Genomic DNA, 22,336 nt, shown 5'->3' with positions numbered 1-22,336 from the left:
TCACACAAACTTCATCTTTGGGGAGTAATTGCGCGGGGCCAGACAAAAAAATGGCAGCCCCAAAGGGGCTGCCATTCGAACCGCGCGCTACGAGTGAAGACTTACAGAGGACGACCAACACCGTTGCAAATGCTGGCGTTGTTGATGTCCAGGTTGTTGCCGGTGGTGTTGGTGATGAAGTTGGCGGTCACCGCATTTTTCCAGTTGGTTGGAACCACGCTGAAGCCGTGAGCCACGGTGGCTACAGTGTTGCCCGGGACGCTGTAGTGAGTGGTCAGGAAGGCCTTCACGTCAGCGGCCACAGTTGCATCCTTGTAGCACTGGCCGAAGATGAAGTTGGTGTAGGCAGCAATTGGGTAACCGCTGCCTGGGTTGGCGACAACCGGAGCCCACTGGGCAGGGTTGGATGGAACGGTTGGCAGCGGAGCCGAAGACAACGCAGCGGTGACGTTAGCGGTGGTCGGTTGAACACCGTTGACACGCGAAACCACGGCGTTGCTGCTGGCGTTCACGCCGTCCGGGCCGACGTAACCGATGGAGCCGTCAACGGCGTTCACCGCAATGGCGACGTCGGCGGTGTTAAGCACGCCCACGAAAGACGCTGGCAATGGAGTACCGGCCGGCTTCAAGGTGTTGGCGAAAGTGGTGGTGACGGCGAACCTGGTTGGGCAAACCGCGTTCAAGTGACGGGTGAGAATTTCCGAAGTGCCGCTGGAGGTGCTGCGATACACAACGCGAATCGGGGTGGCATCGGAGTTTTTCAGCAGGTCGCCCCACTTGGTAGCGGTGCCCGAGAACACGTCGCACAGCTGAGCACTGGTCAGGTTAAGAGCGGTCTGGCCGGATTTTTTGTAAGGAATGGCGACCGAAGTGGCCACCGATGGCAGTTGGATCAGCGGGCCGTACGAAGCACCGTAAGTGGCGGTGTAGCCGCTGAGCTCCGAAGCGCTGAGCACCGAGTCACTGCCGGCAAAGTGCACCGAACCGGTGGTTTTGAACTGCGACGAATCGTTGTTCAGGAAAGCGATTTTGCCGACGCCGCTACCGGTGCCCAGGTAGCTGAAGTTGGCTGGCAGGATGCTGTTGGCAGAACCTTTGTACAGAGCGGCAGGCAGAGTCGCGCCACCACCGGTTACGTTGGCGGCCATGGCCTGGGCGGAAGCCAGGGCGGCGACAGTCAGGGAAGCTGCGATCAGAGTGCGCTTGAACATGAAGAATCTCCTTTTCAACTGGGTTGTGAACACAGGTTTTCGGATGGCTTGCATGACACTGGGAAGACTCACCGCTGACCTTCGCAAGCGGGGTCCGTGGTTAAGTCGCACTGAGAAATTCGCAGTTTCCGGTGACAGATAAAGGAAAAAACCTCGGGAGCTGCGCGGTGATTTTCGGCGGATTTTCTCGGGTGTTTGCCGCGGTTTGCGAGGTGTCTGGATCAAGGGTTTTGCGCAATCGGGCTGCAGCCGTTGCAGGGTGGTTGCAGATGACAGAAAGGAGAACCCGAGGATGGCGGAGTCGAGGGTCGGGTGATGTTAAAGTTCTGGAAAAAAATTAAATTATTTGTTGCCCTGACTGGCCCCTTCGCAAGCAAGCTCGCTCCCACAGGGATTGATGTTGTTAATGCAATTTACTTCACAACACAGAACTCTGTGGGAGCGAGCTTGCTCGCGAAGAGGCCCGATCAGACACCATCAAAACCTGCTACTGGACCAATTGGTTGATCTCAATGATCGGCAACAACACCGCCATCACAATCACCAACACCACCGCGCCCATCACCACAATCATCAGCGGTTCGAGCAACGCGGTCATGCCCATCGCCCGCCGTTCGATATCCCGGGACAACGTCTGCGCCGCACGCTCGAGCATCGGTGGCAACGAACCGGTTTTCTCGCCGCTGGCGATCAAGTGAATCAGCACCGGCGGGAACACGTTCTCCACCCGCAGCGCCGCCGCCAGGTTCACACCTTCGCGAACCTTGGCCGTGGCGTCGCTGACACTCAAACTCAGGCGGTCGTTGGACAGCGTCTGCCGCGCCGCTTCCAGCGCGCGCAACAACGGCACCCCGGCGCCGCCGAGAATCGCCAGGGTCGAGGCGAAACGCGCAGTGTTCAGGCCCAGGATAAAACGCCCGATCAGCGGCAATTTCAGCACCCGATGATGCCAACTCAAACGCGCCGCCGGGTTACGCAGATACAAGCGCCAGCTCCAGAACGCCCCGGCCATGATCGCTGCACACAACCAGCCCCACGCGCGAATGAAATCGCTGGCGGTGAGCATCGCCAACGTCAGCCCCGGCAGGTCCTGCCGCGCCTGGGAAAACGCGCTGACCACCTGCGGCACCACGTAGCTGAGCAGGAAAATCACAATGCCGATCGACACCAGCCCGACCACACCCGGATAGATAAACGCGGTGAGAATCTTGCCGCGCAGGTTGTTGCGCTCCTCGATGTAGTCGGCCAGCCGTTCCATGACCTGCGCCAGATCACCGGACTCCTCCCCGGCTGCGATCAGCGCCCGATAGATCTCCGGGAAATCCCGTGGCCGCGCCGCCAATGACTCCGCCAGACGCATCCCGCTGCGCACGTCGGCGCGCACGGCGCTGAGGGTGTGGGCGATGTGTTTTTTCTCGGCCTGCTCGACCGTGGCACTCAGCGCCGCTTCCAACGGCAAGCTGGCGCCCAACAGACTCGCCAGTTGCCGCGTGGCCCAGGCCAGATCGTTGTCCGACATGCGCGCACTGAACAAGCCACCGCCGCCATGCTGGGCGACGTTGCTTTCCTTGTGCACCGACAACGCGGTCAAACCGCGACCGCGTAAAACACTGAACGCGGCACCCTGACTGTCAGCTTCCAGATGCCCGGACTCGATCTTGCCGGTGGCGTCGGCGGCTTCAAAACGATAGCGGTTCATCAGGCGTCCCGTGTCACACGGAGGATTTCTTCAGGCGCGGTGGCGCCGCTGCGGATCCAGCGTTCACCGTCCTCGCGCAGGCTGAACATCCCGGCTTTCGCGGCCGAAGCGCGCAAGGCCTGCTCCCCTGCCCCTTGGTGAATCAGGGTGCGGATGTCGTCGTCGATGCAGAACAATTCGTGGATACCGGTGCGGCCGCTGTAACCGGTGTGATTGCACGCCGCGCAGCCGACCGGTCGCCAGGTCCCCGGTGCTGCCGGATCCTCTTGTTTGCACTCTTTGCAAAGGCGTCGCACCAGCCGCTGGGCCAGCACCCCGAGCATCGACGAGGCCAGCAGAAACGGTTCGACGCCCATGTCGATCAAGCGGTTGACCGCCGACACCGCGTCGTTGGTGTGCAGCGTCGCCAGCACCAGGTGACCGGTGAGCGAGGCTTGCACAGCGATTTGCGCGGTTTCCAGATCGCGAATCTCGCCGATCATGATGATGTCCGGGTCCTGCCGCAGAATCGCCCGCAGCGCCAGGGCGAAGGTCATGTCGATCTTGGCATTGACCTGAATCTGGCTGATCCCCGGCAGGTCGTACTCCACCGGGTCTTCCACGGTGAGGATATTGCTGGTACTCGCATCGAGCCGCGCCAATGCGGCATACAGGCTGGTGGTCTTGCCGCTGCCGGTCGGCCCGGTGACCAGCACGATGCCATGGGGCTGGCGGATCAGGTGGTCGAGTTTGGCCAGCACCTGCGCGTCCATGCCCAAGGTTTCCAGATGCAGACGTCCGGCCTGCTTGTCGAGCAGACGCATCACCACCCGCTCGCCATGCCCGGTCGGCACCGTTGAAACACGAATGTCGATCGGCCGACCGGCCACGCGCAAGGCGATCCGACCGTCCTGCGGCAAACGTTTTTCGGCAATGTCGAGCTGGGCCATGATCTTGATCCGCGACACCAGCGCACCGTGTAGCGCCTTGCGCGGCGAGACCACGTCACGCAAGGTGCCGTCGACCCGATAGCGCACCACCGAATGGGTTTCGAACGGTTCGATGTGAATGTCGCTGGCCTCATCGCGCGCGGCCTGGGTGAGCAAGGCGTTGATCATGCGGATCACCGGTGCGCCGTCCTGGGTGTCGAGCAGGTCAGTGATTTCCGGCATGTCTTGCATCAGGCGATCGAGGTCGACTTCGTTTTCTGCTGCGCCAACCACGGCGGCGGCGCTGCCGGTGTCGGCGTAGGCCGTGGCGAGCAGGCCGTCGAGTTCGTCGTCGCGCACGCGCTTGAGCGACGTTTCACCGAACTGCCGCCGCACCTCGCTGATCGACCAGCCCGGCGTCGATGGGCACACGGTCAGCACCCCGTCGCACAACAGAATGCGCTGGGCCTTGGCCCAGGCGTAGGGCAATGCACTCATCTCATGCCCTCCCCAATCCCTGCGGCAATCCGATCCCCTGTGGCAATGCAATCCCCTGTGGTGAGGGGATTTATCCCCGACCGGCTGCGCAGCAGTCGTAAACCCGCAAAACACGGTATGTCTGGAGTTATGCGGTGGTAGGTTTTGGGGCTGCTTCGCTGCCCATCGGGGATGAATCCCCTCACCACAGGGTTATTTTTCAGATTGAGGGTCGATTTCAAAAGCGTGTGCTCCCTTCAATTGGCACCGCTTTTATCGTGGCACGGGGTCCCGAAGCCGGAACCGAACTCGGCACCCCCTGCGCCGCCGTCGGCAACTGCGGCGCCTGCATGTCCGGCATCGCCCAGCTGCGTTCCGGTTGCAACCCGCCCTGGGCGCGGCGCATGAAGTCGTAGCGGTTGAGGGTGATGCTGCGTCCCGCATCGCTGTCGCGGATGATGTACGGGCGCAGGAACACCATCAGGTTGGTCTTGGTGATCGCCCGACGCTCGTTGCGAAACAGCGCGCCGATTCCCGGCAGCGTCCCCAGCCATGGCACGGCTTCATTGCTCTGGCTGTAACCGTCCTGCAGCAAGCCGCCGAGGACCATGATCTGGCCGTCGTCGAGCAGGATGCTGGTGTCGATCGCGCGCTTGTTGGTGACGATGCCCGCCGACGTCGCGCTGGCCGAAGCGCGTTCATCAATGCTGCTGACTTCCTGATAAATGTCGAGCTTGACCGTACCGCCCTCGGAAATCTGCGGCCGCACATTGAGCTTCAAACCCACCTCTTCACGGGTCACGGTCTGGAACGGGTTGTTGCTGGTGCCCCCACCGCCGGTGACGTAGCTGCCGCTGACAAACGGAATGGTCTGGCCGACGAAAATGCTCGCCGCTTCGTTGTCCAGGGTCAGCAGGTTCGGCGTCGACAGCACGTTGGTGCCGCCCTTGCTTTTCAGCGCCCGGGCCAGCACCTTCAGGTCGAGAATCTTGCCGATGCCGGGGATGTCGACGGTGCCGTTGACGTAGCCAAGGTTCAGGCCTTTGGGCAGCACGTCGATGCTGGTCTTGCCATTGGTGTTGAGCCCCGAGCCGCCCAGATTGGCGCCGCCGATCACACCGTTGCCGCCCAGATTGCCGGTCTGCCACTGCACGCCGAATTCGCTGGCATCGTCTTCGCCGACCTCGACGATCAGGCTTTCGATCACCACTTGCGCACGGCGCTGGTCGAGCAGATCGATCACCTCGCGCAGGTTGCGATACAGCGGGTCCGGGGCAGAAATCAGCAAAGTGTTGGTGGTGGCGTCGGCCTGAATGGTCACCCCGCCAGCGCTGAACGCGATGTTCTGTTCGCTGTTCTGCGCACCGCCGCTGCCGGTTGTGCTGCCACTGCTGCCCTGCGCATAGCTGCCACCCGTGCTGCCGCTGCTATTGCTGGTCGATGTGCTGCCGCTGCTTTGCGTACCGCTCTGGCCATTCTGCCCACCGCCGCTGCCGGTGTTACTGCCCATCGCGCTGAGCACCGAGCGCGCACTGTCGCTGGTGCCGCTGTCGCTCTCGCCGGTAAGCAAACCGCGCAAGGCCTGCGCGAGTTTCGCCGCTTGCGCGTTGCGCAGATAGACCACGTGCAGGTTGCTCGGATTGCTCTGCGCGTTGTCGAGTTTGTAGATCAGGTTGCGCGCCAGCTCCGTGCGCTCGGGGCTGCCGGCGCGGATGATGATGGTGTTGGAACGCGGGTCGCCGATCACCGCAATTTTCTGCGTCGGGTCGTTGCCCGGCGCGTCGAGCAGATCAGCCACCATCGGCGCGATGTCGGCGGCGATGCCGTTCTGGATCTGCACCACGTCGGTGTCGATCGCGCTCGGGGTGTCGATGGTCTGGATCAACTGGGCGACGCGGGTCAGGTTTTCGGCGTAATCGGTGACGACGATGGTGTTGTTGCCCGGGTAGGCATTGATCGGATTGTTCGGCGACACGATCGGCCGCAGCACCGGAATCAGGTTCACCGCGTTCTCGTATTGCAGGCGGAAGGTGCGCGTGAGCATGCCGTTGCCGGCCGGCTTATCCGGGCTGTAGATCGGCCCGCCGAGCAGTTTCGCGTCGGCTTCCGGCACCACCTGAGCGACGCCACCGACATCCACCACGCTGAAGCCCTGCATGCGCAACGCCGCGAGCAACATGTCATAGGCCTGGCGTGCCGGCACCTGGCCTTCCGAGACCAGCGTCAACGTGCCCTTCACCCGAGGGTCGACCAGAAACTGCTGACCGGTGGAGCGCGACAACGCGCGCACCACCGCTTGAATATCGGCGTCGACAAAATTCAGCGTCACCGGCTGATCGCCCAGCGGATTGCTCGGCAGTGTGGTGCCACGCGGCGCGCCGCCACTGCGCGCACGCTCGGTGATGTTGTGCATCTGTCGCGGTTCCGGCGCCGCTTGAGCTTGTGCACGTTGACGATCAAGCACCGCATCGCCGCTGCGCTGGGTGTTGGCCAGCGGTCGGCCGAGTTCGCTGTCGACCAGCAACGGCGGCTGGTTTGGCGGCGGCGTGCTGGTGTTGCTGCACGCGCTCAACGCCATCAGCAGCATCGGCAACGCCAGACGTGCCGGTTTGGATCCTGACCCCTTCATGAAGCTTCCTTAGCGCCCAGCGCCTGATCCATGCGAACGGTGCCTGACAAAGTGCCGGCGGTGACTTCGGTCGAAGCGTTGTCTGCGCGTTGCAAACGGGCTTCGGCCACTTGCAGAGAAAGTTGTGCCGGGGTGCTCAACAGCCAGTCGAGCACCGCGTCGGCCGGCGCCGCGTCGAAGGTCAACTGCCAGGCGCCCTGTGTCTCCTGTAGTTGGTAATGCCCCGCCAAGCCACTGGCCTGAAGGGTTTGCTCCAGCGACTGCGCCACGCTTTGCCCGTCCGGGCGCACGCTGACTTCGCGCAACAGCACTTCCAGCGCTTCGGTCTGCGCGCGCAGCTTTGGCGTCTCGGCTTGCCAATAAGCGATTTTCTTCAGCGGCGGCTGGATCAGCGCGACCCACAGCAGCAGACCGATCAGCGCAATGGCCATGCCGGCAACCATGCGTTTTTCACGCAGGGCCAACGGCTGCCAACGCGCCTGTACTTGAGTGTTAAAGCGCTGCCACTTGGCGCGGTACAGCGCGAGCGAGGCCTTATTCATCTTCTTCTGCTCCGCCGCTGTCATCGCTGTCACTTGGGCTGGCTTCAGTGGCCGGACGCAAGGTCCAGCCCTCGTCATCTGCCGTCACGCTGATGCCGGCCTGGGCCAAAGTGCTTTGCCACTCCTGATCATTGCCGCCACGACGGGCCTCACTCAGCAGACTCAGTTGCAAAGCGCCGTCGACAAACGCCAACCGCTCGACACTGCCAGCCATCGACGGCATGCCGCTGCCGGCCTGCAACACCAGACGATTGAAAGTCTGCGCCGGATCATCCGCCGCGCCCTTCTGCCGCGCCGCCAATTGCTGACGGGCCTGTTGCAACGGGTTGAGGATTACCGGTAACTCAGGGAAGGCCTGTTTTACCCGCAGGTTCATCTGGGTTTTCAACTGCTGGCCCTGCCCGGCCTCGCGGGCGGCATACAGGTTCAAACCGATCACCCAAACGGCCACGGCCAACGCTGACAGGGCGATCGCCCTGCCCCAGCCGCGATGCTCGGTTTGTTGCTGCTGGACCGCGCCATGCAGTCCCCAACCCGGTAGCGGCCCGGTCCAGCGCTGCGCATCTGCCATCGGCAGCTCGGCACCCGACGGCGGTTGATCACCGACCCAGTGCAAAGTGACGCCCGGTTCCCACACCACACCGTCGAAACCGTCATCAAACAACGGCTGCACCCGCGCCACTTGCACGCTATCGCGCAGCAATAAATGCCCGTCCTGCACGCACGCAACGGTGCCGGGCAGCACCGGCAAATGGTACGGCGCCGGGTAGAGTCCGCGCAGGTTCAGCCCGGCGCTTTTCAGCAACTGACCAAAACGCAACAAGTGCTGCCGAGGCGCCCAGGCGATCTGCACCTGCCCGGCCTCGTCCCGCGCGCTGTGCGCGATGTGCATCTCGCTGCTGTCGCCCAGCATCAACGCCTGCGCCGCGCACTGCACCGCCGCGACTATCTTGTTGGCAGGCAACGGCGGCAAATCGAGACTCGCCAACAGGCTGTCAGCCGGGTGCAGAAAACACACCAGCGGCGGCAGTTTCGCCTGCTGACTCAACTGGCTCAGACTGTGGCGTTCTTCCCGCGTGACCTGACCCTGCCGATCCAGCCAGGCGCAGTGCAACTCACTGTGCAGATCCAGTTCCGCCAAGGGCGGCAACGCCACTTTCAACTGGCTCATACGCCCACCCGCGACCAGATCACTTGCGGCAGGCGGTCCTGACTGCGATGCAACAACGCCTCAAGACTGACCCGCCGCTGATCGCGCCGCGCCTCGCCGCGCAGGCGAAACCAATCACTGGTGATGCCGACCTTGACGCTGGTCAGCTCCAGTTGCGGCATGCGCAAACGGTTGACGAAATCGCCACGGTTGATAAACCAGCGCCCGGCATCACGCTCGGCAATCAGCGCATTCGCACGCTCCAGCGACAACCCCGGCACATAAGCAGCTAAAACCGGCGCGGTGGCAGTATTGCCATTGAGCCAGGTCGTCGCCGGAATCACCGTCAGGTACGGCGCCAGTTTGCCCATCACCGCCTCATTCACGCCGTCGACACTGCGCAGATCATCGATGCTGCGCAGCATCGGCAGCGTCGGGTTCTGCGGTTTGTGTGAAGCGTCGGGCGAGGTCGCGCGACCACTGTCGAAACCACTTTTCGGCGCCTCGGCAATCTGCGCATTCAGCAGTCGCGGGTAGGACGCGATCACCCGCTGACTGATGCGCTGACTCAAACCGGCGCTGACCCCGATCAACTCGCACAAACGCTGAAACGCCGCCACCTGCGCCTCGTCCACACGCTCGTTGGCCACCAGATTGCGCAGATTGAACTTGCCCTGCTCATCCTCCAGCCGCCCTTCAAAACCTTGCGCGGACAGACGCTGCGCCCACGGCTGATCGAGCCGGGTCAACGGATCGCGCTGACGTGCATCCCAGAGCATTTGCCGGCTGATCTCCAACCCGCCCTGCACCACCCAACGCCCCTGCACACGCTGCTGATCCGCCTCCAGCGCACGGGTCGACACGCTCTGCCGGGTCAACATGCCCGCCGCAATCACCGCCACCACGGCCGCAATCAACAACGCGCTGATAATCGCCATGCCCTGTTGCTTCGCCCCCTCAGGCGAGCGGCTGTTCATGGCCGGCCTTACAACTGCCAGGAACCGATATCGGCATTCACGCCGTCGCCGTCAGGCTGACCGTCGGCACCGAGGGAAAAGATGTCGATCTCACCGTTGGCGCCGGGGTTGAGGTACTGATAAGGACGCCCCCACGGATCGTTCGGCAAACGCTCAAGGTACGAGCGCCAATTGCTGTTCTTCGCATCCGCCGGCCGCTCCACCAACACCTTCAACCCCTGGTTCATGCTCGGGTAAGTGCCGTGATCGAGGCGATACAACTTCAACGCCTGCATCAACCCACCAATATCCTGCTTCGCCGCGGTCGCCCGCGCCTGATCCGGCCGGTCGAGCACCTTGGGCACCACCATCGCCGCCAAAATCCCCAGAATCACCACCACCACCATGATCTCGATCAGGGTAAAACCTTGCTGCCCACGCGGCGCGCGCATCGGTTGCTGAAGCGATTTGAAAGGTGCGATATCCATCTCGACATACCCTGGCTTGATTCGATTCGACGCGCAGTGTTGCAAGAAGATATGTCAGTGATGTTGAAAATCCTCGGGTGTTTTCGTCGTCAAGCCGTCAAGCACGCGGGTTAGCGTCGAGGGCTGGGTTTTGGCTTTGGGCCGTTTATGCGTGCGCGTTCGCGAGAAGCAGGTTTCACCCTGATTGAAGTGCTGGTGGCGCTGGCGATTATTGCCGTGGCGATGTCGGCGGCTGTGCGCGTGGCGGGGTTGATGACGCAGAGCAGCGGGATTTTGCGGGATCGCTCGGTGGCGCTGATTGCGGCGCAGAGTCGGATGGCGGAGTTGCGGTTGGAAGGCAGGTTGCCGATGGGGATGAAAGTGCAGGATTGTGATCAGGGGCGATTGTTGCTGCGCTGTGAACAGCTGATCGCAGCGGCTGAGCATGGTCGATTGCTAAAAATCGGCATCCAGGTATTCGACCGCAACCAGGATGCGCCGCCCCTGGCAAAACTCGAAACCCTACTCACCCGCCCCCTGTAGGAGCTGCCGCAGGCTCGGGCCGCGATCGGACGATCTTTTGATCTGGCTTTTAAAAGGCAAAATCAAAAGATCGCAGCCTTCGGCAGCTCCTACATGAATATTTCGGGCAGCGGAAACAGCGCATGTGCTTCGCTTTAACAGGGGATTGCCTGTCGCAATGCTCGACCATTGCCAATGCCTGCTATCCGCCAGAAGCAGTGATGGCACAACAATGGTATCGTCCACTCCTTTTCAACATTTCTGACAGTTTATGAACAAAGCCGAATCCTCAATCCAGGCCGTTGCTCGCGCATCAGGCATCCCTGAATCAATGGATACCTGACATGGCCAACACATCGCAGAACGCGAAATTAAACAAGTTGCTGGCTGACAGCGAAGCCAGTCTTGCCACGGCTCAATCCAATACCGACCTATTGAAGACGATCCAAGAGTTCGTCTCGTACAACGGCCCGCTCAAATTCAGTTTCACACGCGCATGGTGGTTTTTCGGCGCGGGCCTGCTATTGATCGCGAGCGCTGTGGCCTTTCCCAAGTATGCGAACACCTACACCGTCGCTTCTTTTTTTTACCGTCTGCAAATTGACCCCGACTTGTTCCCCGTGATCCTTGGTGTGCTCGGCATCGTTTCTACCGGTGGAAGTCTGGCATGGATGAAGACCAAATCTGATCGTTTGCCTTCACTCAGTAGCAGAATCGCTCGCCTGTCATCCTACTTCCACAACGGATTGACCCGCCTGGCAGAAGACCCGCGCTATACCCTCAGCAAGTTGGATGCGCAATTTGCTGATTACCGGCGGGGCAACTACAGCCGCGAGTTGCTGCAGTCGATGCAGGGTGTATTTACCGGCCCGCTGCACAACCTCGCTTACGAGTACCACCGCCTGCACTACGTCGACAAACGAAAGGTAAAAACCACTGTTAACGACGGCAAGGGAGGCACCAAAACAGAGACTCGAGTGGTGTATGACCACTACGACCGCTACAGTCTGGTCATCGACTTTCCGTGGGTCACCGGCGTATCGGTCAGAACTGACGGGCAATCACAAAACGACTATCCGAGCCGCATGGACACGGCGTCTCCGGATTTTAATAAAGCGTTTCGTTTGACCGGGCGCAGCGAGATGACCTGTGCGAAGTTCATCAAACCTTCGACGGTGCTGCACTTGTTGAAGGTATTCAACGTACTCAAGGTTCCGAACCTGGAGTTCGCCGACAGTGGAAAACTCTGCCTCAGCTTCGCCAACAGCGATCTGCTCACTTACGGTACTCAATACTCGCTGTCTTCGCCCAACGAGTTTTACGCAGAAATTGCTGCGGGTGTCGAACTGCCGGGCCTGGTGTCTGCACTCCAATGGAGCCATGCACTCGGTGAACTGCACGATGACAACTTTGCCGCCTCTCCCCTAACAAGCCGCCAAGAGAAGTAAGACATGGACACTACACTCACCCTCGCCATTGTTATCGCTGTAGTCATCATCGTAGCGGGCGTCGTCATCTATAACGGCATTGTTGGCGGTCACAACCGAGTTCAACGTGCCTGGTCGGACGTCCTCGTGTACGAACGCCAGAAGACAAAGGTGCTCGACCAACTGCAAAAAGTGCTCGCAGACTTCATGGTCTTCGAGTCCAGCCTCCTCGAAAAAATCGCCGGCCTGCGCAGCGCGATCCACAGCCTGCCTGCTGGAGCGGACGGCAATGCCCTCGCGACAGTAGAAACCGCTTCAAGGGAGCTTATGGGTGGCTTGCGCGTCACCTTCGAGGCATACCCTGACCTGAAAGCATCTGAATCGGCGAACAACATGATGCGTGAAATTACCGAACAACAAGAAAACGTCGGCGCGGCCATCACCATCTACAACCGCAACGTCGAACTGTTCAACAACTCCATCGAAATGTTCCCAGGCTCCGTCGTCAATGGCCTGTTCAACAAGAAATCGCCGGTAATACCGTTCTCCGATACCGAAGCGTCGCAAGGCTTCTCCTACACCCCAAATTTCTAATTCGCACAATGCGTCGACCATCACCCGTAAAGGAGATGGTCGACCACTCCCCCCCTTATCCGAACACAATACCCGTGCCCCACCCAAAACCCCTGTAGGAGTGAGCTGCTCGCGAAAGCGCCAGAACCAACACCGCTCAATCACCCGGTGATCCCGCCCCCCGCATCACTCCGGCAACTGCAAATTATCCAACGCCCGATTCACCGCCAAATCCCCAAGCATGATCAACTGCGCAACCCCCAACACGCCCGACGCTACGACGCCGGCAACAGACCGGTGACGTTCTACGCAATGGTCTTGGCCGAAGCGAGCATTTCGCTGGCGGCTTCGTGGTATTTTTTTGAGTCGGGAGATGTCTTTTTAACCATTGGCATCTATCGGAATCTTCATTGCGTCTCGACCCCCACCACAGATCCGTCCCCTTGCCTCAACAGACGTAAGCGTCCGGCGAACACATCCCCCTGAAGCTAACAAGGAGCCATCGCCTCACCTGAAACGAGGCAGTAGTGGTTATGCGGATTCTGTTCTCTATAATCACCGACCGGCCATGTTTAGGGTGCCTGTTATGCCAGCCTCCGCTGATCAAAACTCCGCTGTCGTTTTATGCGCAGCTTCCAGTAACGACCTGGAAGATCTGGTAACCATCAGGATTGAGGCCATGCGCGAGAGCCTTGAACGGCTTGGACGATTTAACCCGGATCGCGCGCGCGAACGATTTATTGCTGGGTTCGACGCTAACAGCACACGCCGCATAGAAGTATCAGGTGATCTGGTCGGTTTTGTCGTAATCAAAGACCAGCAGAGCGAGCTCCTGCTTGACCACTTGTATGTGATACCCAGTGCTCAAGGAGCAGGAATCGGCTCTGAAGTGCTTACTCGGATGTTCAGAGAGGCAGATGAGGTCGGGCGTCCCATCAAGGTGGGTGCTCTCAAGGAAAGCGCTTCAAATCGCTTTTACACTCGCCATGGCTTCGTGTTCGTCGAAAGCGGTGAATTCGATAATTATTATGTCCGGGCTAGCGGTCATGCCGTTGATTTGGGCGACTAGGCAGATCTTGATACGGTGCCCCCGTCAAAGGTTGCACCGTTAGATGGACATCCACCTGTGCGGCAGATGGGACGGATCTATTTTTCAAAAATAAATTCGTCCCCTTTTCCTCCAGAGCTTTCAACTCACGGCGTTATCGTTTCACAAACAAGATCCTGAGGCGCGCCATCCTTAAATGGAACAGTACATTTTTTTAAAAACTCAGGTGCTGGCTCAAGTGGCATTATCTCAAACAAGAAAGTCAGCTTCTCTTCCTGAAACTCTCCTTTTTTCAATTCGACTTGGGTGTATCCGTCGAGAAAGCTTTTGCCGTCAATGGAGCAAAGCTCTTTTTCCTTAACTATTTTCCCATTACCCCCAGGCAAGAGCGATTGCACCCGTATGCACGGGGAATCGAATGTCCTCAAATACCTGACGATATATTTACCTATTTTCCCTGCATCTGCTTGGTAGACCCGTTTGTAGTCAAACTCAGCCGCTGTCGCAGATGAAAGACAGGCCAGTCCAAAAACCGTGTACGCTGCCAGACGTAAAATACGCATTAATTACTCTCCAAGTAACTTTTTCTTTCGGCGAACCTATTTGGTGGCACACCTACCCAATTACTATGCTTCGACATTTCTACTTTTATTTTCGCCAGATCATTATCAGTAAAAGGCCTTTGAATGAATTTTCTGGATTCCACGTGATAGTCTCCTCGATATCGAAGATCTACAATGACGTCTTGAATTTTTTTATTAACACCTTCCCATTGCAAGGCACCATATTTCTCTACGTTGCTGGTTGTGCCCGAAATCCTAAAAATGTCTTTTTTCATGAACTCATAAACAGATATGAATAACATATATTGCTGCTTTCTTGTTATTACATGTTTTCTGATTTCTTGGCTCGCATTATCTAAATATGTTTTTGCGGCTTGACCATGCAAGCCTTTCGCCCCAACCAACCACGACAAGAGAGGCTCTTTTACTCCGGCATTAATTAAGTCCGCCCTTGGATCAGCCTGTTGACCCAAGTCGTATCCTCGACCAATCGTCACGCCTGACACACCTTCTGGCCAGTGCACGACTCGGCTGAAATAGCGATGAGCAGGATGTCCAGCATCTTCAAAGTCGTTCCCCTCGACATTGAATGTTAGTTGTCCGTAAGGCACCTTCAGCCATTTCAAATCATTATCATCGGTCGGATATGTAAAGTTCCCGAGCAATCCCATTAGATGAAAGTGCCATGCTTTCCCATCAGTCGATAAGCCAGCGTTTTTCCACCACGACAACTTTTCGATTCTTTTTTCTCATTCACCCAGTTTTGATTCGGCTGTGATGGCGAATGGTTGAGCAGAGGGTCAAGCTCGTCCCATTTTTCAGCGTTCCAAAACCACTCACTTTCATAACGTGTCATGAGTTGTGATATTGATTGAGCATGCCAGAGTTTAGCTAATGCAGAGTGAATCTCTTCGACACTAAATTTATTATCCTTGTTAGTATCTACGATATCGTAAAGCCTTTGCTTGACTGGGCCGTTATCTGCCTGGCTAATTTTGGCACGATAGTTTTCTCGTTCTTCGTTACTGAGTAAGCCTCGTGTATCCAGAAGATGGGCAAGATGCTCAACCGGCTTCCCGCTCTCCTCGATGAATTCAAAACCCTCCCACTCCCAAGGACTATGACGAGTAGTAATCAAGTCCTGCTCACCAAGCCAGCCATTGATCGGATGACCTTCTGCGTCTTCGAGTAAGTTGTCCAAGCGCCACCAGCGAATAGTTTGGGCCGGCGTGCTCGCGGGAAAGGTTTTATTATCTGACAACTGATAGGTTGCAGGCAGATCCTCAAGAACCCGCTGAGGAATTATAAGATCGGCTCCAACAACTGCCCCTTCCTGACATATATCAGGTGGGTTTTGGGCATTAATACCGTCCTTATGCTTAATCAGCCGACTCGCACCCTTGTGGATTTTTAGTAGTGTTTTTTGTGTCTCAGCCAAAGCTTTTGCATGATTTCGACTTTTAGCGATAAACGTTGGTACGTCATCACAGCTAAAAATCTCTAAATGCAGGAGCGACTTTGATTCACTGTCAGTGACGTTTTGATAAGGTCCTAGATGTCCGACTACTTCCCCCGCCTTGACTTTGTAAGGTTCTGGCAAAAGATGAAAAGAATCAGTAACCGGCTTGCTTGGCTGTGCTTGCAAGGCACTAATGGCTACGTAACCATGAATATTTTTGGCACTGTCAGCTGTAAGCGGGAAGGTATCTACGCCCTCGGTGAGACTGCTGATTTTCCGAAGATCTCCGCTGCCGTCTTCCAGAGTGAGCTTCACCCCTAAAGGCAAGACGCCTGTTATCGAGTTTTTTTGTTTCCCCTTTGAGGTTTTATAGACATTCAACCCTTTCCCAGGCAGCAACCCCGTATTCAAATCATTGGACCGTACGGACACTAAATAGGTGTCGGGACCAGCAGCCTCAAGCTCTCCGGTGTAAACCCATGCCTCACTAATCGTTTGGGGAATGGAGTTCCCTTCAAGCACGGCGCTCAGCTTCTTCCATTTTTCATTGGGGGCGGCCGCTGACTCCGCGGTTCTGATTTTTACACCTTTGGGCAAAATGGCATTTTTGACGCTGTGTGCAGCAGTTCCGGGGGCTCCAGCCCTAGTGTTCAACCCGAGGAAATTATCGGCAGATTTCTCTGCTTTTGGGCTATAGGTCAACGGCCCAAAAAGAGCCGGAGGCAGAGGCGCATCGTGTTTCTGGTAGCCAGCCCAGTCAAGCAAGTGCATGTAGAGGCTGTAAAAAATCAGTTCCCCAACTGGTGGTGCGTTCTCATCTTGATCACTATTTTGGCTCGGTATCTCGAGTCGGTGCCGGATAAGTACGAGTCCTGTGGAATACGGGGCTTGTACAACACGCATATGCTCACCGAAATACTCTGTGACGGGGGCAGTCTCGTCGACTCGATATGCGATTACCTCTCCGTCTGCGATACAGCGCACTGAGGATTGATCGAGGACATCTCCCGTTCCTCCATCAAAATGAATTCCACCATGCCATGAACCATTAGTAGCCATCGGGTAGAACCCGCCGTGGGCCTTCGCCAATGCTTCATAGTATTGCTTGGGATCCTGTGCCTCGACGTGCTGGTTACCTGCTCGCTTTAGCTTGAACGGATATGCCCAGTGTTCGACCTTGCTTTGCTTTTCCATAACTTACTCTTGCTTTCCATTTCCTTTGGCCTGCTCGGTTTTGTATCAAGCTGTTTTGACCGTGACATTTGTGAGGGGCGCCGATAGTAAAGGCATTGGGAAACCCTGAATACCCCTCGTCAAACCATGCTCCACCGACTTAATCGTATAGGATTATCTTTCGCTGGCGATGCCGGGGGATTATGAGAAGCCAGGCAGAAGAAATCACCATTGTCGAGCTAAAAAGCGGCTATAGGAACGATCAAATGAAGGCTTCGACCCTCGCATTTTTCGCACTTTATTGCATGGGTATCAGCGCAACGTTTGCCGATGCCTCACAGGCGCCAAACGACCAGCGAGGGCCAGCAGGCATCGTCGTCGGTGAGCGTTTGGCTGCGGCCAAGTCCAAGCTACTCAAACAAGGATGGAAGCCGACGCGGATGCGTACCAACGACGGCTATGAATACAGTGGTGTGGAGAAGGAGCTGGCTACACGCAGTTTTTTCGAACTGGATACCTGCTCGTTTGATAGCTCGCGCTGCATCTTGTACTACGCGAAGAAAGGAACTTGCCTACGCGTCGATACCATCGGTGAGCAATTCAATGACATGACCGTGACACGATGGACCCGCGAATGTCCTGAAGCGCCTCAATAACCACACGAGGATGGCACGGTAATAATCAACTGCTCCCACAGGTTTCAGCGTCGCACACAACATCTGCCATCAGCATAAAACCCTGTGGGAGCGAGCCTGCTCGCGAAGGCGCCAGAATGAACACCCGATCAATCACCAGGTGATCCCGACACCCGCATCACTCCGACAATTGCAAATTATCCAACGCCCGATTCACCGCCAACTCCCCCAGCATGATCAACTGCGCAATCCCCAACAACGCCCGACGCTGCGACGCCGGCAACAGACTGGCGACGTTCTGGGCAATGGTTTTGGCCGAAGCGAGCGTTTCACTGGCATCGATCAGCAGTTCTTCGTTTTTGTTGTCCGCAGTTACGGCGTACATCCCGCGGGTTTTACGTGGGGGCGGCGTGGAACCGGGTGGGCAGAGGTAATGGTCGAGGGCGCGGTCGGCGGCTTCGTGGAGTTTTTTGGAATCGATGGATTCGTAGGGAGACGTGCAGTTAGATTCGGGCGGGTTGGGTGTTGGTTTGATCATGGTGAAGCTCCTTGATGACTGGAGCCGCCACCGTTCGCGGTCAAACAAACAGGGTGGCAGCTGTACGCGGGTTGACCGACCGGACATCAAGGACTCCGGCACACCCGAAGGTGTCCCACGCACAGCCACCGCGACATGATTTCAGACAATGCCTGAACACGTGCAGAACGCTGGCGCGCCTTGATGTTGGGCGGACGGTCAAATCCGATCGCTGATTCGTCAGCGACCGCACCACAATAGAACTCGCCCCCAAGGCGCACAAGCCGGCGGATTCTGGCGTAGCTGTAGGCAAAGGCGCAAGGATATGTAGCCTGAGAGAGTGTCTGGTGATGTCTTTTTAAACGTTGACGTTATCGAGACCCTCATCCAGTCACGGTTCCCTCAACAGATCCGCTCCCTTATCCCGCAGACAAAAGAAAATTGCTGCGGAACACACGCTTATCTTTATAGGGTCAAAGTGCCACTTATTGCCACCCTCAATCCTACCTGTCAACCTGCGCCCCGTTCAAAGGATCAGGACAAGGAATCAAGGATTGAGTGGCTACGTCCCCAACCCACCCAAGGGTTACCGCAACACCGGCGTCGATCCAGTCGACATCAACGCCCAACACTGGGCGCAGTACAAAGACCTCCCACCAGTGCCAGACACAAAACCCACCCCCATGGGCTGCGTCTTCGCCAAAAGCTGCAACCTGCCCGACGGCGAAATCAACCACACCAACCCCGCTGGATTCGTCCCCGTTGAAAAACTGGCGGACTACGGTCTATGGGCCGTACTGGCCACTGGCGCAGCAATCACCGCTGAAGGCACCTCGCTCCAGTTAGTCGGCGGCTCCACAACCGGCAGCGCCATAGCCCAACGACTAGGCGGCTCCCTCGCGCTAGGTTTGCTTGAGAGTGCAGGTACATTGGCAGCAGGCGCCGCCGTCGGCACCGTCGCGCTATTAATGCCCAACACCAGCCTCGCCCCCGACAGCGTTTTCTACAAAACCGACCAATACGCCACGCTCGAAACCGGTCGCACGCGTGTCCGCGTCAATGTAAAAACCTTGCCCGATGGCTCCGTCAACGCCTACGGCTTCTACACCGGCGGCAAGAAGGACTGGGAAAATGTTCCCGTCATCAGGGCAGACAAAGATGGCGAAAAATTCGTCGCCGACATAGGCAACGGCATAGGCCTCACCTGGACGCCCGCAGCAAACCCAGACGGAGTACTGGGTATCCCTGCACTCGAAGGCGCGCCCCAATTACCCCCGGTATGGGTATACCCGCCGACAGCACAGTCAGACACGCTTCTGGCCAACCCGGCACACCCGCCCGAATTCCAGGACGCAATCATCTGGTTCCCCGATGACGCGGGCCTAGAACCCATCTACATCGTGCTCAGCACGCCACTAGAGAAAAACAAAATAGCAGGCGCCGCCTTCGAAGAAGAGGCGTACAGCGGCTTTTCCGAAGAAATGGAAGAGTCCGGCCAACAAGTCACCATAAAAACAGAGAGCGGCACCCGAACCCGCCTCGATATGATAGGCAGAGATGCAAACGGCGACATCGCATGCGTCGAATGCAAAGCTTCTGACACAGCACCACTGACCCGCAATCAAAAGCGGGCATTCCCGGAAATCGAACAGAGCGGTGGGCGCATCATGGGCAAGGGCAAACCCGGCTTCCCCGGCGGCACCCAAATCCCACCCACCCGAGTAGAAATCTTGCGGCCGCTGCAAAAATAACGAACCAAGGAACTCAAATGTCCGTAACAGACGCCAAAACCATCGACATGTGGGGCATCCCAAAATGGGACAACACCAAGATCATCCTCGGCATCGCTGACCACCTCGAATGGGGCGACAAGACACAACAGGGCGAGCACCTGCTGGTACTTCAAGAGAAAATCAACAACTACATCGCCTTCATCGAAAGCGGTGAAATCTACACCGAGATACCCGGCGCACTCGGCAAATCACCCGTCATCCGTGTTCAAGGCAAATACGAGTTACCCGAGCAAGGCGAGTTGTTCATAGATCGCGTAGCCGAGACGCTTAAGGAAGTCGGTATCGGATTCGAATTTGTGCTCAAAGCGGAGTAACAAGCGCGATCATTAAGCAGTGCTTCATTGCTCACCGAGTCCAGCCCAGTACGCAATGGCATCCCATTGAGGGAGCAGACATGTCCATCACCGAAACAAAAGTCGTCGACATCATCGCAGTACCCGAGTGGGAGCCAGACAACGTCGTACTCGTCATCACCGATCACTTGGAGTGGGGCGACAAGGTCCAACAGGGCGAGCACCTGCTGTTGCTTCAAGAGAAGATCAACACTTACATCGCCTTCATTGAGAGCGGCGAATTGCTGGATAGCTACCCGCCAGCCAAGGGCAAAAACCCGAAGATCCGCATCAATGGCCTTTACCAATTGCCTGAGCAAGGTGAGTCCTTCATCGACCGCGTCACAGAAGTGCTCAAAGGCGTGGGCATTGGAATGGAATTTGTCCTCAAGGACGAATTGGCATTACGCCACTAGTCGTCAGGAGGGTGAGAAGGAATCGCGCTGGCGCATTCATAGTCCAGTGCAATACCTTACTGTAGTGGTCAACTAATCCCGGACACGACGTTAAGTTTTTCCTCGGCCCGCGCTGGCGCCAACCCATCGTTGAATTGGTGAGGCCGAATCCAGTTGTAGCGATGCATCAAAAAATGGCTGATATCGCGCTGTGCTTCCTGCGCAGTTCGATAGCCCACGGTCGGTATCCATTCTGTTTTCAAGCTGCGAAATACGCGCTCCATCGGTGCGTTATCCCAGCAGTTTCCTCGTCGACTCATGCTCTGGCGCATGCGGTATCGCCACAACCGCTGGCGAAAGAGTCGGCTTGCATATTGCGATCCCTGGTCCGAGTGGAATAGCAGATCCGAAGGCCTGCCACGCTGCTCGTAAGCCATATCCAGCGCTTTGATCACCAGCTCAGCGTCTGGCTTTTCCGACAGCGCCCAGCCCACGATCCGACGCGTACAAAGATCCAGGACGACAGCCAGGTAATGCCACTTTCCTTGCGCCCAAATGTAGGTGATATCGCCGCACCAGACTTGATTGGGCGCTGGCACGTCGAACTCGCGGTTCAATGTGTTCGGGATATCCAGTCTTTCTACTGTTGCTCGCTTGTAGGCATGGGAGCCGGGTTGTTTGCTGACTAAATCAAGCTCGCGCATCAAGCTACGCACTTTGAATCGACCGAGTTGCTCACCGTCTTCACGCATCAGCGACAGGATGCTGCGACTGCCCGCAGAGCTGCGACTTTGCGAGAACAGCTCACTGACGCGACTACGCAATCGAAGCCGTTCAACATCCGGCGTGCGGCGCCGCAGGCGCTGGGCGTAGTAACACGAGCGAGTGACGTCAAACACCTTGCACAGCCAATCAACCGGCTCATGGGCGCTCAACTGGTCAATCAGCGCGAACGCTCGTGATCTTCCGACATCAAGAGCGCAGTAGCCTTTTTTAGTATTGATTTCTCTCGCTCAAGCCGAGCAATCCGGGCTTCCAGCTCCTGAATTTTTTGCTGTTCCGGAGTCAGTGCCTTGCTCTGCGGGGTAACGCCTTTATGTTCTTTCTGAATCTGGTCAACCCAGCGGCGCAATGCCGATTCACCAATGCCGAGTGAACGGCTGGCTTCGATGTAGCTGTAGTTTTGTTTGAGCACAAGGTCGGCAGCCTCGCGCTTGAATTCAGGAGTAAAGGAGCGGCGTTGTTTGGTCATCTGACACCTCGATCTGGCGAGCATTCTCGCCTAAATGGGTGTCCGATTTCATTAGACCACTACATTACTCACTTCAGCCCAACAAATCACGGCCTCACCAACCTAGGCAACACCACCTCCTCCCCCAACCTCTCCACCCCCAACCGCACCCTCTCCCCACCCTGCTCAATCACCACCCCATCCCCCTCCACCGCCAGCAACTTCACCCCAGGCCCCACCTTCTCCCCCTGCAAAAAACTCCTCGGCGGCCCATCGTTCAAACTCAGTATCGCCACTGCCCCCCGACTCCCCGCCATCACCCCGCTCACCTTGATGTCCATCGGCGCCGTTTGATTGGAAAACCACTGCAACGCCGGGCTATCACTGCGTCCCGCCAGCAACTGCGGGGCCGCTGCCGGGGTGTGTGATTCGGCGGAGGTCAGCAGCAGCGACGACCACGTCGCCACGCCGACCAGCGCTGAGAGTAGCGCGAGTGCCTGAACCATTTGTGGCGGGGAAACGCGTGCGGTGAAGGTCATGGGTTGAATCTCCTTTTTATCCCTGCTGTCAGCCTACGCGGCAATTCTCTCCGTTTTATTTCACACGCCTTACATGTTGGCCGTGCACGA

22 protein-coding genes and 1 pseudogene are annotated in these 22,336 nt (G+C 57.5%); 8 read left to right on the top strand and 15 right to left on the bottom strand.

Annotation, left to right across the window (positions count from 1 at the left end):
- Positions 1-101 precede the first annotated feature (101 nt).
- The 8 genes from QMK55_RS25650 to gspG form a co-directional block, all read right to left on the bottom strand.
- A complete protein-coding gene (locus QMK55_RS25650; RefSeq protein ID WP_102358207.1) occupies positions 102-1,211 on the bottom strand; it encodes a substrate-binding domain-containing protein in 1,110 nt (369 codons plus the stop codon).
- 487 nt (positions 1,212-1,698) lie between these two features.
- Entirely contained in the window at positions 1,699-2,910 is a 1,212-nt protein-coding gene (gene gspF / locus QMK55_RS25645) for a type II secretion system inner membrane protein GspF (RefSeq protein ID WP_102358209.1), read from the bottom strand.
- Positions 2,910-4,316: a type II secretion system ATPase GspE gene (gene gspE, locus QMK55_RS25640; RefSeq protein ID WP_102358210.1), complete on the bottom strand. Its 1,407-nt coding sequence runs from the start codon at positions 4,314-4,316 to the stop codon at positions 2,910-2,912. The genes gspF and gspE overlap by 1 nt, the downstream gene beginning before the upstream one ends.
- Positions 4,317-4,533: 217 nt before the next feature.
- Complete coding sequence (gene gspD / locus QMK55_RS25635; RefSeq protein ID WP_320328065.1) at positions 4,534-6,924, bottom strand: type II secretion system secretin GspD; 2,391 nt, start codon at positions 6,922-6,924, stop codon at positions 4,534-4,536.
- The gene (gene gspM / locus QMK55_RS25630; RefSeq protein WP_320328064.1) at positions 6,921-7,466 is read right to left on the bottom strand and encodes a type II secretion system protein GspM; all 546 of its coding nucleotides are present in this window, start codon (positions 7,464-7,466) and stop codon (positions 6,921-6,923) included. Before gspM ends, gspD begins: the two co-directional genes overlap by 4 nt.
- Complete coding sequence (gspL, locus tag QMK55_RS25625; protein ID WP_320328063.1) at positions 7,459-8,637, bottom strand: type II secretion system protein GspL; 1,179 nt, start codon at positions 8,635-8,637, stop codon at positions 7,459-7,461. The genes gspM and gspL overlap by 8 nt, the downstream gene beginning before the upstream one ends.
- Positions 8,634-9,593, bottom strand: coding sequence for a type II secretion system minor pseudopilin GspK (gene gspK / locus QMK55_RS25620; RefSeq protein WP_320328062.1), 960 nt, complete (start codon positions 9,591-9,593; stop codon positions 8,634-8,636). Before gspK ends, gspL begins: the two co-directional genes overlap by 4 nt.
- Before the next feature lie 8 nt (positions 9,594-9,601).
- On the bottom strand, positions 9,602-10,060 hold the full coding sequence (gene gspG / locus QMK55_RS25615) for a type II secretion system major pseudopilin GspG (protein WP_371748295.1): 459 nt from the start codon (positions 10,058-10,060) through the stop codon (positions 9,602-9,604).
- A 147-nt stretch (positions 10,061-10,207) separates the two neighbouring features.
- Here gspG and gspI point away from each other — a divergent pair, with 147 nt between their 5' ends.
- The 3 genes from gspI to QMK55_RS25600 all read left to right on the top strand — a co-directional run bounded on the left by gspI (position 10,208) and on the right by QMK55_RS25600 (position 12,582).
- On the top strand, positions 10,208-10,582 hold the full coding sequence (gspI, locus tag QMK55_RS25610) for a type II secretion system minor pseudopilin GspI (protein ID WP_320328061.1): 375 nt from the start codon (positions 10,208-10,210) through the stop codon (positions 10,580-10,582).
- Positions 10,583-10,905: 323 nt separating this feature from the next.
- On the top strand, positions 10,906-12,009 hold the full coding sequence (locus tag QMK55_RS25605) for a hypothetical protein (protein WP_320328060.1): 1,104 nt from the start codon (positions 10,906-10,908) through the stop codon (positions 12,007-12,009).
- Positions 12,010-12,012: 3 nt separating this feature from the next.
- Positions 12,013-12,582 carry a LemA family protein gene (locus QMK55_RS25600; protein ID WP_320328059.1) on the top strand — a complete coding sequence of 190 codons (570 nt, stop codon included), beginning with the start codon at positions 12,013-12,015 and terminating at the stop codon, positions 12,580-12,582.
- 165 nt (positions 12,583-12,747) lie between these two features.
- Here the strand turns inward: QMK55_RS25600 and QMK55_RS28670 are convergent.
- Positions 12,748-12,905: pseudogene (locus QMK55_RS28670) on the bottom strand (DUF6124 family protein); the annotation flags it as partial.
- Between the two features lie 242 nt (positions 12,906-13,147).
- Here QMK55_RS28670 and QMK55_RS25595 point away from each other — a divergent pair.
- Positions 13,148-13,630 carry a GNAT family N-acetyltransferase gene (locus tag QMK55_RS25595; protein WP_320328058.1) on the top strand — a complete coding sequence of 161 codons (483 nt, stop codon included), beginning with the start codon at positions 13,148-13,150 and terminating at the stop codon, positions 13,628-13,630.
- 125 nt (positions 13,631-13,755) lie between these two features.
- On the opposite strand, the gene QMK55_RS25590 is transcribed toward QMK55_RS25595, so the two are convergent.
- The 3 genes from QMK55_RS25590 to QMK55_RS25580 are packed head-to-tail and all read right to left on the bottom strand — an operon-like array spanning position 13,756 to position 16,825.
- A complete protein-coding gene (locus tag QMK55_RS25590) occupies positions 13,756-14,172 on the bottom strand; it encodes a hypothetical protein (RefSeq protein ID WP_305438259.1) in 417 nt (138 codons plus the stop codon).
- The gene (locus QMK55_RS25585; RefSeq protein WP_320328057.1) at positions 14,172-14,798 is read right to left on the bottom strand and encodes a pesticin C-terminus-like muramidase; all 627 of its coding nucleotides are present in this window, start codon (positions 14,796-14,798) and stop codon (positions 14,172-14,174) included. The genes QMK55_RS25590 and QMK55_RS25585 overlap by 1 nt, the downstream gene beginning before the upstream one ends.
- 44 nt (positions 14,799-14,842) lie before the next feature.
- A complete protein-coding gene (locus QMK55_RS25580) occupies positions 14,843-16,825 on the bottom strand; it encodes a hypothetical protein (RefSeq protein WP_320328056.1) in 1,983 nt (660 codons plus the stop codon).
- 245 nt (positions 16,826-17,070) lie between these two features.
- Here QMK55_RS25580 and QMK55_RS25575 point away from each other — a divergent pair, with 245 nt between their 5' ends.
- Entirely contained in the window at positions 17,071-17,460 is a 390-nt protein-coding gene (locus QMK55_RS25575; RefSeq protein WP_320328055.1) for a hypothetical protein, read from the top strand.
- A 157-nt stretch (positions 17,461-17,617) separates the two neighbouring features.
- Here the strand turns inward: QMK55_RS25575 and QMK55_RS25570 are convergent, their stop codons facing one another.
- Complete coding sequence (locus tag QMK55_RS25570) at positions 17,618-17,977, bottom strand: DUF6124 family protein (protein ID WP_320328054.1); 360 nt, start codon at positions 17,975-17,977, stop codon at positions 17,618-17,620.
- A gap of 533 nt (positions 17,978-18,510) precedes the next feature.
- Here QMK55_RS25570 and QMK55_RS25565 point away from each other — a divergent pair.
- From QMK55_RS25565 to QMK55_RS25555, 3 genes are all read left to right on the top strand, one after another.
- Entirely contained in the window at positions 18,511-19,707 is a 1,197-nt protein-coding gene (locus QMK55_RS25565; RefSeq protein ID WP_320328053.1) for an S-type pyocin domain-containing protein, read from the top strand.
- Positions 19,708-19,724: 17 nt separating this feature from the next.
- The gene (locus tag QMK55_RS25560; RefSeq protein WP_102359158.1) at positions 19,725-20,063 is read left to right on the top strand and encodes a DUF6572 domain-containing protein; all 339 of its coding nucleotides are present in this window, start codon (positions 19,725-19,727) and stop codon (positions 20,061-20,063) included.
- Between the two features lie 80 nt (positions 20,064-20,143).
- Entirely contained in the window at positions 20,144-20,497 is a 354-nt protein-coding gene (locus QMK55_RS25555; protein WP_102359159.1) for a DUF6572 domain-containing protein, read from the top strand.
- Positions 20,498-20,565: 68 nt separating this feature from the next.
- Here the strand turns inward: QMK55_RS25555 and QMK55_RS25550 are convergent.
- Positions 20,566-21,728, bottom strand: a protein-coding gene (locus QMK55_RS25550) for an IS3 family transposase (protein ID WP_090175779.1) whose coding sequence is annotated in 2 segments (ribosomal slippage) — positions 20,566-21,473 and positions 21,473-21,728 — 1,164 coding nt in all. Because the reading frame shifts where the segments join, the coding sequence is not laid out codon by codon here.
- A gap of 86 nt (positions 21,729-21,814) precedes the next feature.
- A complete protein-coding gene (locus tag QMK55_RS25545) occupies positions 21,815-22,246 on the bottom strand; it encodes a type II secretion system protein N (RefSeq protein WP_320330224.1) in 432 nt (143 codons plus the stop codon).
- Positions 22,247-22,336: the final 90 nt, after the last annotated feature.

The organism is Pseudomonas sp. P8_229 (assembly GCF_034008635.1).
Classification (GTDB): domain Bacteria; phylum Pseudomonadota; class Gammaproteobacteria; order Pseudomonadales; family Pseudomonadaceae; genus Aquipseudomonas.
Note: the sequence above shows the minus strand (reverse complement) of the source record. Positions and strands in the feature narration are given on the sequence as shown.